This window comes from Leclercia sp. LSNIH8 (assembly GCF_002920195.1).
Classification (GTDB): Bacteria; Pseudomonadota; Gammaproteobacteria; order Enterobacterales; family Enterobacteriaceae; genus Enterobacter.
Genome location: NZ_PQJY01000002.1, coordinates 1 through 14,661, shown reverse-complemented (window position 1 = coordinate 14,661; position 14,661 = coordinate 1). Strand labels below are relative to the sequence as shown.

Below are 14,661 nucleotides of genomic sequence, written 5' to 3'. Positions count from 1 at the left end.
AAATATGGCTACTCTGCGCGAACTGATAATTAAAATTTCAGCTAACTCACAGTCATTCCAGACTGAAATAGCTCGTGCTTCGCGCATGGGGCAAGACTACTACCGCACTATGCAAAGCGGTAGCAGACAGGCTACAGCTGCAGCAAAAGAGAGCGAGAAAGCTTTATCTGATTTAACAGATGGATTTGCTTCGGCAGGAAGAGCCGCTGCTACCGCTACGGCAGCATTTGCTACTGGCAAGATTATCCAGATTGCCGACGAGTGGAATTCTGTAAACGCTCGTCTTAAGCAGGCATCATCCTCTGCTGATGATTTTGCTGCATCTCAGCGCCAGTTAATGGAAATCAGCCAAAGAACTGGCACGGCATTTTCCGACAACGCAAACCTTTTTTCACGCGCAGCTGCTTCAATGCGTGAATATGGGTATAGCTCTGACGAAGTTCTGAAAATTACCGAAGCTGTATCTACCGGCCTCAAACTTTCGGGGGCTAATACTCAGGAAGCGAGTTCTGTTATCACCCAATTCAGCCAGGCTCTGGCGCAGGGCGTTCTTCGCGGTGAAGAATTTAACGCCGTTAACGAAGCAGGTGATCGCGTCATCCGCGCACTTGCCGCCGGAATGGGCGTGGCCCGCAAAGACCTGAAGAGCATGGCTGACCAGGGGCAACTTACTATTGATAAGGTTGTTCCTGCATTAATGAGCCAGTTGGGCTCATTACAGGGTGAGTTTGCCAGCATGCCGCAAACAGTTTCCGGATCCCTGCAAAAAGTCACCAACTCCTTCATGGCATGGGTTGGAGGTATCAACCAGGCTACTGGTGCTACTGATGCGCTATCTGGTGGCCTGGACGGAGTTGCCCAGACGCTTGATTCTTTAACCTCTTCGGCAGTAAGTGGCGCACTGAGTGATGTGGCAGACAATATGTCCACGATCACAACGGTGGCGGGAGCGCTTGTTGGCGTCGGGCTGGCAAGATACCTCAGCGGAGTGGTAACCAGTGCCACAAGTGCAACAGGTGCATTAATTTCAGCTGCGAAATCTGAGGTTGCTCTCGCTGTTGCACAGGACAAAGCCGCTCAGTCTGCTATTGCAGCTTCGAGGGCTGAAGTTTATCGAGCCCAGCAAGCTGTTCAGCGAGCGCGAAGTGCGGATGTGCAAGCCGCTCAGCATGAAAAAATCGCAGCAGCTGAAGCAAGAGTCACTGCAGCCCAGACCAGGCTCACTGCCGCTCTTGCAAGTGGCACCGCTACAGAAAAAGTCAGGGCCAGAACAGCGCTTGATCGTGCGCAGGCAGGGCTAGTGGCTGCAAAAAATGCCGATGTCCAAGCTATTGCTGAAAGACGACTGGCTTCTGCTGAGGCTGCCAGAGACCGGAATCTTGCAAATCGTGTTACCACCCAAAGCAACCTCAATAGTGTGACATCTGTAGGTACTCGCCTTATGGGCGGTGCCCTCGGGCTTATTGGCGGCGTGCCGGGGCTGGTTATGCTGGGGGCTGGTGCCTGGTATGCGATGTATCAAAATCAGGAGCAGGCTCGCCGTTCTGCTCAGGAATATGCCAGTACGATCGATGAAGTAAGTAAAAAGTCGAGGGCAATGACTCTGCCTGAAGCTTCAGATAATGCAGAGAAAACTCGTGCCGCTCTGAATGAACAGAACAGGCTGATTGATGAACAAAAAAGCAAGATTGAAAGCCTGAAAGAGGAGATAGCTGGTTATCAGTCAGTGATCAGTAACCCTGGTCCGACCACCAGCGGTGGTTTCATGATTAACCACCTGACATCTTTGGATACTGTGACTCGTGGACTGGCTACGGCTACAGAGCAGTTATCTGTTGAGCAAGAAAGGCTTGCTCAGATGCAGGAAAAATCCGCTTCTATTCAGCAGGTTCTTGAGGGGCTTGAGCATCGACGGGTGGCACTCATCCGAGAAGAGGCGGCCAATCAAAACCGGGCTTATCAATCTCTCCTGCTGATGAATGGGCAGCATGACGAATTTAACCGTTTATTGGGGCTGGGTAATCAACTTCTTATGGCCCGGCAGGGGCTGGCGAACGTTCCAGTAAGGCTTCCTCAGGCAGATCTCGATAAAAAGCAAACCGACGCTCTTGAAAAGAGTCGCCGGGATCTGGAGCTGTCACGACTGAAGGGTGAGGCTAAGGAGCGTTTACGGCTGAGTTATGCCGCAGACGATCTGGGGTTAACCAGTGACCCGCAATTCCAGACTGGCCGTCAGGAGTTGATTAATAACGGTCTGTCTGAATGGCGAAATAATGAGGCCAATAAACCTAAGGCGAAAGGGGTTAAAACCGAAGGCGAAAAAACAGAGGATGTGTATAAGCGCCTTATAAAGCAGCAAAAAGAGCAGATCGCGTTACAGGGTCAGAATACCGAACTGGCGAAGATTAGATATCAGGTTAGCCAGGGCGAACTTGCTTCACTGACCGAGGCTCAGAAAAAGACTGTATTACAAAACGCCGCACTAATTGACCAGGTCAAATTGCGTGAGCAATTACGAAATTACGAAGCAAACCTTGCAGACAATAACGCCAGCGCCCGCGCAGCCAATGATGCACAGCTTCTTGGTTACGGGCAGGGCAGCCGATTTCGCGAGAGGCTTCAGGAGCAATTCAACCTACGTAAGGAGTTTGAGCAAAAGAATAACGATCTTCTCCGCCAGCGACAGGCTGGCGAAATTGATGAGGCATTCTATCAACAAGGGCTGGCGCTTAATAAGCGCTACCTGGAAGAGCGACTTAGTGATCAGAATGGGTATTACGCCGCTTCTGATGCCCAGCGCGGGGACTGGATGACAGGCATGTCCGAAGGTTATGCAAACTGGGTGGATGAGGCGACAGATTATTCCTCCATGGCCGCTGACGGTATGAAGCAGGCGATAGGTGGTGCCGTCACTACGATTACCGATATGCTCAATGGTAACGTCGATAGCTGGAAGGACTGGGGCGTCAGTGTTCTTAAGATAATCCAGAACGTCCTTGTAAATATGATGGTGGCGAATGCGGCCAGTTCTATCGGATCCCTATTCAGTTTCGGCGCTTCTTCTGCGGTAACTGCCAGCAGTGGCGCAGCTATTCAGAATGCCGGTGCGAACTTCACTTTCAACGCTAAAGGCGGAGTTTACGACTCACCTTCGCTCAGTGCATTCAGCAACAGCATTGTCGATACACCGACATTCTTCGCCTTTGCAAAAGGAGCTGGCGTCATGGGCGAGGCGGGGCCGGAGGCGATCATGCCGCTGACCCGCGCTGCTGATGGGTCGCTGGGCGTACGTGCTGTGAGAAATGGCGGCGTAACACCTGGCGGCGGCGGTGCGCCGCAGGTCAATATCCATATCGATGGCAACGGCAATACCCAGACCCAGGCGAGTGGGGGTTATGAGCAGTTCGGGCGTGAAGTGGGCAACTTTGTCGATCGACGTTACCGCGAGCTGATTGGGCGTGATATGTCCCCGGGTGGCGCGCTCTGGAATCTGGCAAAAGGAGGTCGCTGATGGCTCTTGAAACGTTCAGCTGGTGTCCACGAATCAATGCGGAACAGGAGGTGAATTTTCGCCGTCGTACCGCGCAGTTTGGTGATGGGTACCAGCAGGTGTCCGGGGACGGGATTAATCCCCGGTCGCAAAAGTGGAATCTTCAGTTCACCGGTACCGAAGCGTACATCGCGGCGATTAAAGCCTTTCTCGATCGCCATCAGGGTGTGAAAGCATTTCAATGGCACCCGCCACTTGAGTCAATGGGGTTATATCGTTGCGACACCTACACTCCGACTTCGTTGGGCGCCGGACTCTTCAACCTTTCCGCAACTTTTGAGCAGGCTTATAAACCATGAGCTTAAACAGTGATTACCAGAAACTTGAGCCGGGCAATGAGGTCCGGCTTTTTTCTGTAGATGGCACGGCGTTCGGCACCGGAGAAGTGCTGCGTTTCCACAGCTACAACGTTCCGCATACAGAAGCAGAGATTGTGACTGCTGGCGGTGATGAATCGAAACTACCCGCCAAAAGCATATGGTGGCAGGGGCAGGAATACAAAGCATGGCCGTGCCAGATTGACGGGGTCGAAGCGTCAACCAGCGGCAGCAGCGCACAACCGAAATTATCGGTCGCTAACCTGGACGGCTCTGTCACCGCACTATGCCTGGCGTATGACGACCTGCTTCAGGCTAAAGTGACGATTCACGACACACTGGCCCATTACCTTGATGCACGTAATTTCGCCGGAGGAAACCCGGCGGCAGACGCCACTCAGGAAAAGCTGCAGGTCTGGTATATCGACGCAAAAACGTCTGAAACAAACGAAGTGGTGGAGTTCGCATTATCCAGCCCGATGGATCTGCAGGGCCTGATGATACCGACACGCCAGCTCCATTCTCTTTGCACCTGGTGCATTCGTAATAAATACCGTACCGGTGATGGTTGCGATTACGCCGGGTCCCGCTATTTCGATAAAAACAACAATCCGGTCAGTGATCCTTCTCTGGACGAATGCAACGGCACTCTTTCTGCCTGCAAACTTCGGTTCGGTGAAAATAACGAACTCTCATTCGGCGGTTTCCCGGGCACCTCTTTGATCAGGAGTTAACATGCGTAAAAAGACTGTCACGGCCATCATGGCGCACGCTGCGCAGGAGTATCCGCGCGAGTGCTGCGGCGTGGTAGCGCAGAAGAGCAGGGTAGAGCGATATTTTCCCTGCCGTAATCTGGCCACGGCTCCAGAGGACAATTTTGTCCTTTGCCCGGAAGACTACGCCACCGCCGAAGAATGGGGACCCGTGACCGCCATCGTTCACAGCCACCCCGATGCAACCACCCAGCCTAGCGAAATGGATAAGGCACAGTGTGATCTCAACGGGCTACCCTGGCACATCGTCAGCTGGCCGGAAGGTGACTTACGTACCATCTTACCGCGGGGAGAGATCCCCCTCATAGAGCGGCCTTTCGTCCTGGGCGTGTACGATTGCTGGGGGCTGGTGATGAGCTATTTCAGGCAGACGCACGGCATCGAGCTGCATGACTACAGGGTGAATTATCCCTGGTGGGAGGACGAGTACGCGGATAACTTCTACCAGCAATGCTGGTATGAATGCGGTTTCCGTGAGTTCGACGGGCCACCACAGCCTGGTGATATGGTGATCATGCAGGTTCAGGCTAATAAGTGGAATCACGCAGGCATCCTGCTAGAAGGCAATATGCTTCTGCACCATCTGTACGGACATCTGAGCCAGCGCGTGCCCTATGGAGGCTACTGGCAGGACAGAACGATGAAGGTTCTACGTTATAAGTCTCTATGTTAATCTTTCTAAAAATGATTCTAGGGACTAGCTAATGAAAAAAATCATCATTCCACTATTAGTTTTTGGTTTATTTGGCTGCTCGACTGAACCTGTTCCACCTGAAAATGCTAAAGACGTGCAAGCATCATCTCAATTTTTGGAAAAACCAAACACTACTGGCGTTACCATTATTCGTGATAAAGGATATGTTGCTAGTGGTTGTGCCATTACCTCTTACATTAATGGGGTTCGGCTAGCGGAACTTGAACCTGGCGAAAAGGTAACGGCTTTTCTCCCGGCAGGGCAGGTTAACGTTGGGGCAGGTTTCGCTGGCCGCGGCTTGTGCAGCGGACCTCCAAAGAAAGAGCGTGAATTTATAATCAAGGAGAATTCTCCTCGCGTGTTGAGAATTTTTACTGACCAAAGCGGTAACGTAGATATTTTGCCGACGACGATAAATTAAAGGTTTAAACCTTTAATAAGCCTCCATCTGGGGGCTTTTTTTATTTTTGGAGTAAGACATGCAGGAAATCATGGCACGAATAGAGCTTGGTGGCGTTTTGGGTAAAACCTTCGGGAAAGTTCATCATCGCTTGATTAGTACCACACATGAAGCAACCCGCGCACTGGCCGCAACTATCAAGGGATTTGAACAATACATGATTTCAAGCCAGCGTCGCGGATTAACGTATGCTGTATTCAGAGGGAAGACGAATATAGGAGAGAAAGACCTCAGCTACCCAATTAAGGAAGATGTAATCCGTATCGTTCCGGTTATCATCGGCAGCAAAAAAGCTGGTGTTTTTCAGACGATACTTGGCGCTGTTCTAGTTGTGACGGGTGTAGTGTTGAGTTTTACTCCCCTCGCAGCTGCATCACCATATCTGATTTCTGCAGGTGTAAGCATGGTCGCCGGTGGCGTAATTCAGATGCTGTCCCCTCAGCCTTCCGGTTTAGCCAGTAAGCAGGATGCCGATAACCGGGCCTCATATGCGTTCGGCGGCGTAACGAACACCGCAGCACAGGGTTATCCGGTTCCCCTGCTTTACGGACGTCGGCGCATCGGCGGCGCGATCATCTCCGCAGGCATTTACGTCGAAGATCAGCAGTAACAATAATCCTTTCATTCAGGCCACCCCAGTGTGGCTTTTTTTATGGGCGCAATATGGTAAACGCAACCGCTATCAGGGGCCGCAAAGGCGGTGGCTCTAAATCACGCACACCCACCGAACAACCCGATGATCTCCAGTCTGTAGCGAAGGCCAAAATTCTGATAGCTCTGGGAGAGGGAGAGTTCTCCGGCCAGCTCACCGGTAAAAATATTTATCTGGATGGTACCGCGCTGGAGAACGCAGACGGATCGCCAAACTTTAGCGGGGTGGTGTGGGAGTTTCGCCCGGGTAACCAGGCACAGAGCTATATCCAGGGCATACCGGGTACAGAAAACGAAATCACCGTCGGTACCGAAGTATCAAGTGCCACCGCCTGGACGCGCACGTTTACCAATGCCCAGATCTCGGCTGTTCGTCTTCGCCTGAAGTGGCCATCGCTTTTCAAACAGGAGAACGACGGCGATCTGGTCGGTAACTCTGTTAACTATGCGATTGACCTGCAGACCGACGGCGGAGCCTGGCAGACGGTGCTGAATACCAGCGTGACCGGTAAAACCACATCCGGCTATGAGCGCAGCCACCGTATCGATCTGCCTCAGGCGGGCAGCACCTGGACTATTCGCCTGCGCAAGCTGACCGCTGATGCAAACAGCGCGAAAATCGGCGACACGATGACCCTTCAGAGCTTCACCGAGGTGATCGACGCCAAACTGCGCTACCCCAACACAGCCCTGCTGTATATCGAATTCGATTCAAGCCAGTTTAACGGCTCTATCCCGCAGATCTCCTGTGAGCCGCGCGGGCGTGTGATCCGCGTACCTGACACCTACAACCCGGAAACCCGCACCTACACTGGTACCTGGACCGGTGCGTTTAAGTGGGCGTGGACCGATAACCCGGCGTGGATTTTTTACGACCTGGTTGTATCCGACCGGTTCGGCCTGGGGCACCGGCTCACGGCAGCGAATATCGACAAATGGATGCTGTACCAGGTGGCCCAGTATTGCGATCAGCCGGTACCGGACGGGAAGGGCGGCAGCGGTACCGAGCCGCGGTACATCTGCAACGTATACATTCAGGACCGGAACGATGCCTATACCGTTCTTCGTGACTTTGCGGCCATATTCCGGGGTATGACGTACTGGGGCGGCGATCAGATCGTGGCCCTGGCAGATATGCCCCGGGATGTGGATTACAGCTACACCCGCGCCAACGTCATTGATGGCCGATTTACCTACGCCAGCAGCACCACGAAAACGCGCTATACCACGGCGCTGGTGTCCTGGTCCGATCCCGCTAACGCCTACGCTGACGCGATGGAACCGGTGTTTGAGCAGGCGCTGGTGGCGCGCTACGGATTTAATCAGCTGGAAATGACGGCCATTGGCTGCACACGGCAGTCGGAGGCGAACCGTAAAGGCCGCTGGGGCATTCTCACCAACAACAAGGATCGCATCGTATCGTTTGACGTTGGTCTGGATGGCAACATACCTCAGCCCGGGTACATCATCGCCGTCGCTGATGAAATGCTGTCAGGGAAGGTCACCGGCGGGCGAATCAGCGCGGTGAATGGCCGGGTGATCACACTGGACCGCGCACCGGATGCCACGGCAGGGAATCGCCTGATTCTGAACCTGCCTTCCGGGGCATCCCAGAGCCGTACCATTCAGGCGGTAAATGGCAGGGCCGTAACGGTCAGCACGGCATACAGCGAAACGCCGCAGGCAGAAAGCGTCTGGGTGGTGGAATCTGACGAACTCTACGCCCAGCAGTACCGGGTTATAAGCGTCAAAGATAATAACGATGGCACATTCTCGATTGCCGGAGCATGGCATGATCCAGATAAGTATGCCCGTATTGATACTGGCGCCATCATTGACCAGCGTCCGGTAAGCATGATCCCTCCCGGTAACCAGTTTGCTCCGGGAAACATTGTCATCAGTTCCTACTCGATGGTGAATCAGGGAATCAGCATCGAAACCATGCGCGCCAGCTGGGACCCGGCACCGAACGCCATTGCCTATGAGGCTCAGTGGCGCCGCAATGACGGAAACTGGGTAAACGTACCGCGCAGCTCCACCACCTCGTTTGAGGTGGCTGCCATTTATGCCGGGCGCTATCTGGTGCGCGTCCGGGCCATCAATGCAGCCGAGATTTCCTCGAGCTGGGCCACATCGCTGGAAGTCACGTTAACAGGTAAAACAGGAGCGCCACCGGTACCCGTTAACTTTCGGACCACGCCATTACTCTGGGGCGTACAGCTGGACTGGGATTTTCCTGCGAATACAGCGGATACCCTGCAGACGGAGATTCAGTATTCAACGGATGCGGCCGGCACGAATGCGATGTTGCTTACGGATGTGCCTTATCCACAACACATGTATCAGCAGCTGGGCCTGAAAGCCGGGGTGGGATTCTGGTACCGCGCGCGCCTTATCGACCGTACCGGTAACCAGTCGGCCTGGACTGACTTCATTCAGGGCAGCAGCAGCTCGGTTGCAGCTGATTACCTTGTGGATATCGACAACCAGATCAAACAGACAGACGCGTATAAGGAACTCACCGCGGATATCGCCGATCTCAGCGACGATATTCAGTCAGCGCGCGACGACATCAGCAAAGTTACGACAGAGTCGGCGGCAACCAAAGCAGGCCTGGCACAGGAGGTCACGGACCGTAAGAAAGCCATCACCGACGAGGCAACGGCGCGCGCCCAGGCGCTGCTGACCGAGAAGAACGAGCGCGTCGCGGATATCAGCAACGTCAATCAGACGATCCAGACCACCACCGAGTCACTGGCGCAGCAGATTGGGCAGATTTCTGCTGGCACCGGTTCGCAGTTCGACCCGGCAAAAATCTGGTATTTCGATTCGACAGTGGAGGGCTGGACCGGGAACGGGACCCCGACCATCGTTGACGGCTGGATACGCCCGGCGAACCATGCCACCGATCCGTGGGTGCAGTCTCCCGGTTCACTGGGTGTTAACTCGTCGTCCTATCGCTTCGTTAAATTGCGTATCAGGAAGTTCGGGGCACCGGGCTGGGCTGGGCAGCTGCGGTGGCGGGGTACCGGTGGCTTCAACGACACCAATATGGTCACCGTCGCCGAGCCTGCTTATGACGCGAACGGGATCGCCACGCTGGAGTTCGACAATATCCCCTGGCTGACTGAAACCACGATGAATCAGTTCAGGCTGGATCTGTCCACTAAGCAGGACGCGACGAATTATTTCCTGATCGACTGGGTTGCGCTCGGACGGCCTACTCCCGGCGCGGGTATGGCGGCACTGCAGGCGGAAACGACCGCCCGTGTCCAGGGCGACCAGGCGGAAGCCACAGCGCGCGAGACGCTGGCGGCGCAGATCCGGGGCGGTTATACCGGTGATGATCCGTCGAAGCTGGCCTCGGGCTTGCTCTACACCGAACGCCAGGCGCGCATCACGGCGCAGGAAGCGGAAGTGACAGCCCGGACGGCGCTGGAAGCGACCGTTAATGCCAACAAAGCTGCTGTAACGCAGGAGCTGGCAACGCTGACGACAGAACAGGAGGCGCAGGCCACCACGCTGTCGGGCCTGCAGACTACTGTCGGGAAAAATACCGGCGATATCACGCGCATCGATAAAGCCGTCGCTGATAACAACAAAGCGCAGACTTCCGCTCTGGCTGCTGTTAAGGCGACAACCGACCAGAACACGGCTGACATCAGCACGGAAACCACGGCCCGCACGGATGCAGACAGTGCGCTCGGTCGCCGTATCGACAGCCTGAAAGTGGATGTGGACAGTAACACAGCCAGCCGCGACGCAGGCATTGTCGGTAGTGTCAGTAACGCGCTCGCCAACTTCATGGCTTTCTCTGATCAGCGCGTCACGTTTGCTGTTGGCGAAACGAAAACGATGGCCGAGATCACCGAGACCCGGAAGACCGCCGCGGATGCCACAAGCGCTGTGGCGGAGCAGGTTACGACGCTTAAGGCCACGGTTGAGCAAAACGGCCAGACCAACGCCGCCGCCATCACCCGCATTGATAAAGCCGTAACGGATCTGGAGAGAGCTACCGCGACCAGCATTGAGCAGGTGACGGCTGCAATTGGCGATACCAATGCCAGTGTACAGACGACCAGCGAGGCTGTTGCTGATATCAATGGCAAGCTCTCCGCGCAGTGGGGCGTTAAAGTCCAGGTGGAGGCGAACGGTGTTAAACGCATCGCGGGTATCCAGCTGGGCATTGACGGCACAGGGGCCTCAAACTTCCTGATTTCTGCTGACACCTTTGCGGTTTATAACCCGACGACGAACGGACAGGAGCTGGTGTTTGCTTCGACCGGCGGCCAGATGTTCATGCGTTCGGTGTTCATCCAGGACGGTTCCATCGACAACGGCAAGATTGGCAATTATATCCAGTCCAGCAACTGGGACGGGACTGGTAATGTCGGCTGGCATATCAATAAATCCGGGTATGCCACGTTTAACGGCGTGACCGTTCGCGGGACGATTTATGCCACCGACGGGAGTTTCAGAGGCAGGGTTGAGGCGACCAGCGGGAGCTTCAGGGGCACGGTTGAAGCGACATCTTTCATTGGAGATGTCGCCAACACAGGGGTGTATCCCGACTCCAGCAACCGGTCTAACAATGCCGTTTCTACCAGTGTAGCCATGGCATACACCGACTCCAGCAATAACGGGCTGAATAAAAACGCCGTCGTGGAGGCGTTGATATATGTCAGAGGGACTACAGGCGCGGTCGGGAGTACAGTTAACATAACTATCGCGGGTAACGTTCGCACGTTCACTTTTGACGTTCCTGTTGGTGGGCTTTGGTTCACTGCACGTCATGCTGCAACTGGGTTGACCGGGCAACGTATCGACGCAAGCATTTTCGTTTCTTCCAGTAATGCAACCGTGGCAATTTATGCGCCAACTATCACTGTGACCCGCGGTACCGGCTCCTTCTCCTGATCCCTACAACCTCAGACCATCCAACCCAGCTCCGGTTGGGTTTTTCATTTTAAGGACATCACGAATGGCCACACTTGATGACGATTTAGCAAAAGCCGTCTCGGAAGGGTTTCGCCTGGCGCAAAGCAGTATCATCAACCAGGATCTGATTTTATCCGGGACAGGTGACGTCACCGTAACCCTGGCTGACGGGTCTAAAAAAACAGGGCCGAGCTGGTCGAAGCTGATCGCTGCAGCGACCGCAGCAGGAACCAGCGCCGCTGCAGCCAAAACTTCCGAAACGAATGCCCTTGCGTCAAAAAACGCAGCTGCAACCAGCGCCACGAACGCGGCAACGTCTGAGGGTAACGCTCTCGCATCGAAGAACGCTGCCAAAACCAGCGAAACCAACGCGAAAACGTCTGAGACGAATGCTAAAACGTCAGAAAACAATGCAGCATCAAGCGCCAGCAGCGCCGCCGCATCGCTGGCTGCCGCGCAGTTGCTGACGTCCGTACCCTTCGAAACCGCGCCTTTCCCGGATGTTTGGCTGCCGTTTAATGACGATTTGCGCCTGCTGGCAGGGTTCGCACCTTATGACCGGCTGACTATTTCCGGGAAGGTGCTGGAGCTGCCATCGAAGTCAGCGACCTTTATCCGGCAAACAGCTGCGACGTATTTTGACAAATCGGGCGTATTGCAGACCGCTGATATTAATGAGCCTCGCTTCGAGAAAGAAGGGTTATTAATAGAGCCTCAAATCACTAACCTGTATACCTATTCCGAGCAGTGGGGGGCGGGGCAGAGAGCCACCATGACTAATAATAGTGGTAACTCCCCCCGTGGCGATAAAACAATGGGGCTACTGATTGAGGATACCGCAAGTAGTGAGCATTACGCGCAGGATCGCAATATTGTTTTAACAGCGGGAACTACTTACTGTTATTCAGTTTATGTAAAGGCCCATACAAGCTCCCGGCTTTTATATTTGCGCGTCGCATCAGGAAGTACATCAGGGGTTTTTTTCAACCCTGAAACGGGAACATTTACAGGGAGTGGCGGGGTTGGCTCTCAGTACATTGTCCGCGGCTTCGAGGATGTGGGGGGCGGGATTTATCGCGTCTGGATGACGTTCACCGCCGCAGCAAGCCAGAGTACAGTCATTCGCCTGCAACTGGCTAAAGATGGCGTTACAGCGAGCTACACCGGTGATGGGAAGTCAGGCTTATATGTATGGGGCGCGCAATTAGAAGATAGCCCCTTTCCAACATCATATATCCCAACAGCAGAGGCTACAGTTACAAGGGGGGCTGATTACTGGCAAATTCCGAAAGAAAACTGCGGATATAACTCTCTGGCAAATCTATTTAATCGAACTGTGGCGTTTGAATTTTCCCCTAAATATTTTCAAGACGGCGCTGGTTATATTGAGATTGTTAAGGTTCAAGGCCCAAGTAATGATATTGTTTGCCGATGGGTTAATGACAACACTTTAAAAGCATACCGCAGCAGCGGAGCTATAAGCGTGCCTTGTAAAAAAGGCGAAGGCGGGGTGTTCGTTCATGCAATCGAAGGTAACAAAGTATCAACGTTCTACGGGGGGAACACTTCTTCCGCTGATAACGTACAGCCTAACGGTACAACGCAATCCGTTTCTTATATTGGCAATTCGAATCAAACCACATCCGTAAGATTTGTCTACCACATCCGCAACTTCCGCATCTGGCACCGTGTCTTAACTCCTAACCAAATTAATGGACTCCGCTAATGAGAGACTTATATCTGCGCTTTAATGACGCCGACGAAATGCGCACGCAATTAATCGCGGCGGGGTTTGTGGATGATGAAGAGCAGGGTGGTTTATATCACCCGGACATTAGCCTGGATATCATCGGCGTTATCACTGTCCCTGCTGAAGTTATCAATCCCGGTGAAGAAAACGAAATCATTAAGTACACCACCGAACCCGGCTATCACGTCAATTTGCGGGTTATGAATGACTCGCTCGATTTATCCGGGCTGAACGACTTTGTGGTTAAACCGAAAACACCGGCTCGCGTCTGGGCGTAAGGAATTAAGTTATGGCAAACAGAATAGACACGGCTGAATTAAGCAGGGCCATTGCTGCCTGGACATCCACCATCAATGACGCGTCTCTGCCGGGGGTCGGGAGTACGGTTTATGGCGGATACATAAAGTCACAGTACACCGTAAATGGCGTTGAGAAGATATCCGCCCAACTCCAGATCGTGAAACGCATCGAATGGAACTACTCCATTGCCAGACTGGTGGTGTTGCAAAATGCGGGGGGTACTGACTCCGCGCAGAACAACTACTTCGACTTCATGTCCAACGGCAATGTGCAGATCCCGGGACGTTTGTATATGGGCGGTCCAGCCGTGAGTTCGTGGTGGAACTCAGCACAGGCCCACTATGCCTCTTATTACGCGGAGACCGCCACGGATTCTCCGGGTAACGGGGCTATAGCTGGTCTTTCCTGGGGGTATCAACATGGCGGTGGTTATAACCTCCGATCGATGTGGGGTAATGTTGGTAACGGGCTGAGTTCCTGGGCTAACACTGCACTAACACAGTTCGGAGATAGTGGGTCCAAGATACGGTACTGGTACTTCACCCCAGCCAACGGGGACTTTGTAACCTCAGTCAGCGGGGATGGCGGCTTTGCGGGCAACTATACGTATCAGAAGGCCGCAACCTCAGATGCGACGTTGAAACACGATATTGCATATGACGACGGAAAGGCCTCTTACGAAAACATCAGGAAGCTGAAACCCTGTACGTTCGTGTATAACGGCGATTACTTAGAGCGTGTGCGCCGGGGGATCATAGCCCAGGACGCTTTGCGGGATATCGACAGCGAGTATGTGAAGCTGGTTCCTGCGGCGCCTGAATTTGACGAAGAGGGAAATCGTTGTGATAAAGATGACACACTGGCTTTGGATAACAACGTCGTCATGATGGATACGGCGCTGGCGCTGCATCACGCGATTGCCAAAATCGAAACACTGATCGCGCAGGTCGCGCAGTTGCAGGCTGAGGTTCAGGCGCTGAAAGCATAACGGCAGCCGGATGTTCAGATGTAATTATCATTAGCCGCATTCTCGATCACTCTGAAGTAGAGAAAAAAAGCCCGTACGGGAACGGGCACAAATCTCTTAGTTTTGTTATCAACCCCGCGCTCATGACGCAGGTCGTTAACATATCGGCAGCATCAGCCATTACTTTAGGTAGGTAGCATCAACACTTCGTTTAAAATCATCTACCTTTAATGAAGGTGAATCCCCCTTTGCGGCGGGGCA

The 14,661-nt window shown here is 53.6% G+C and carries 9 protein-coding genes and 1 pseudogene; all 10 read left to right on the top strand.

Features of this window, described 5'->3' with window-relative positions:
* Positions 1 to 4: 4 nt before the first annotated feature.
* The 10 genes and pseudogenes from C3406_RS04835 (at position 5) to C3406_RS04795 (ending at position 14,421) form a co-directional block, all read left to right on the top strand.
* Positions 5 to 3,511 carry a phage tail tape measure protein gene (locus C3406_RS04835; RefSeq protein WP_103826544.1) on the top strand — a complete coding sequence of 1,169 codons (3,507 nt, stop codon included), beginning with the start codon at positions 5 to 7 and terminating at the stop codon, positions 3,509 to 3,511.
* Positions 3,511 to 3,849: a phage tail protein gene (locus tag C3406_RS04830; RefSeq protein ID WP_103826545.1), complete on the top strand. Its 339-nt coding sequence runs from the start codon at positions 3,511 to 3,513 to the stop codon at positions 3,847 to 3,849. The genes C3406_RS04835 and C3406_RS04830 overlap by 1 nt, the downstream gene beginning before the upstream one ends.
* On the top strand, positions 3,846 to 4,601 hold the full coding sequence (locus C3406_RS04825; protein WP_103826546.1) for a phage minor tail protein L: 756 nt from the start codon (positions 3,846 to 3,848) through the stop codon (positions 4,599 to 4,601). The genes C3406_RS04830 and C3406_RS04825 overlap by 4 nt, the downstream gene beginning before the upstream one ends.
* A gap of 1 nt (position 4,602) precedes the next feature.
* Positions 4,603 to 5,313, top strand: coding sequence for a C40 family peptidase (locus C3406_RS04820; protein ID WP_103826547.1), 711 nt, complete (start codon positions 4,603 to 4,605; stop codon positions 5,311 to 5,313).
* A gap of 31 nt (positions 5,314 to 5,344) precedes the next feature.
* The gene (locus C3406_RS25940) at positions 5,345 to 5,755 is read left to right on the top strand and encodes a hypothetical protein (RefSeq protein WP_146052606.1); all 411 of its coding nucleotides are present in this window, start codon (positions 5,345 to 5,347) and stop codon (positions 5,753 to 5,755) included.
* 58 nt (positions 5,756 to 5,813) lie between these two features.
* Positions 5,814 to 6,404 carry a tail assembly protein gene (locus C3406_RS04815; RefSeq protein ID WP_103826548.1) on the top strand — a complete coding sequence of 197 codons (591 nt, stop codon included), beginning with the start codon at positions 5,814 to 5,816 and terminating at the stop codon, positions 6,402 to 6,404.
* Between the two features lie 53 nt (positions 6,405 to 6,457).
* A pseudogene (gene gpJ / locus C3406_RS04810) lies at positions 6,458 to 10,906 on the top strand (TipJ family phage tail tip protein); the annotation flags it as partial.
* Between the two features lie 520 nt (positions 10,907 to 11,426).
* Positions 11,427 to 13,109, top strand: coding sequence for a phage head spike fiber domain-containing protein (locus tag C3406_RS04805; RefSeq protein WP_103826550.1), 1,683 nt, complete (start codon positions 11,427 to 11,429; stop codon positions 13,107 to 13,109).
* Positions 13,109 to 13,411, top strand: a complete 303-nt coding sequence (locus C3406_RS04800; RefSeq protein WP_103826551.1) for a hypothetical protein — start codon at positions 13,109 to 13,111, stop codon at positions 13,409 to 13,411. The genes C3406_RS04805 and C3406_RS04800 overlap by 1 nt, the downstream gene beginning before the upstream one ends.
* A gap of 11 nt (positions 13,412 to 13,422) precedes the next feature.
* Positions 13,423 to 14,421, top strand: a complete 999-nt coding sequence (locus C3406_RS04795) for a tail fiber domain-containing protein (protein ID WP_103826552.1) — start codon at positions 13,423 to 13,425, stop codon at positions 14,419 to 14,421.
* The last annotated feature ends 240 nt before the right edge of the window (positions 14,422 to 14,661 follow it).

Excerpts from the sequence above, each read along its gene's own strand:
- C3406_RS04835 (WP_103826544.1), top strand. The coding sequence starts at position 5 with ATGGCTACTCTGCGCGAACTGATAATTAAAATTTCAGCTAACTCACAG.
- C3406_RS04830 (WP_103826545.1), top strand. The coding sequence starts at position 3,511 with ATGGCTCTTGAAACGTTCAGCTGGTGTCCACGAATCAATGCGGAACAG.
- C3406_RS04825 (WP_103826546.1), top strand. The coding sequence starts at position 3,846 with ATGAGCTTAAACAGTGATTACCAGAAACTTGAGCCGGGCAATGAGGTC.
- C3406_RS04820 (WP_103826547.1), top strand. The coding sequence starts at position 4,603 with ATGCGTAAAAAGACTGTCACGGCCATCATGGCGCACGCTGCGCAGGAG.
- C3406_RS25940 (WP_146052606.1), top strand. The coding sequence starts at position 5,345 with ATGAAAAAAATCATCATTCCACTATTAGTTTTTGGTTTATTTGGCTGC.
- C3406_RS04815 (WP_103826548.1), top strand. The coding sequence starts at position 5,814 with ATGCAGGAAATCATGGCACGAATAGAGCTTGGTGGCGTTTTGGGTAAA.
- C3406_RS04805 (WP_103826550.1), top strand. The coding sequence starts at position 11,427 with ATGGCCACACTTGATGACGATTTAGCAAAAGCCGTCTCGGAAGGGTTT.
- C3406_RS04800 (WP_103826551.1), top strand. The coding sequence starts at position 13,109 with ATGAGAGACTTATATCTGCGCTTTAATGACGCCGACGAAATGCGCACG.
- C3406_RS04795 (WP_103826552.1), top strand. The coding sequence starts at position 13,423 with ATGGCAAACAGAATAGACACGGCTGAATTAAGCAGGGCCATTGCTGCC.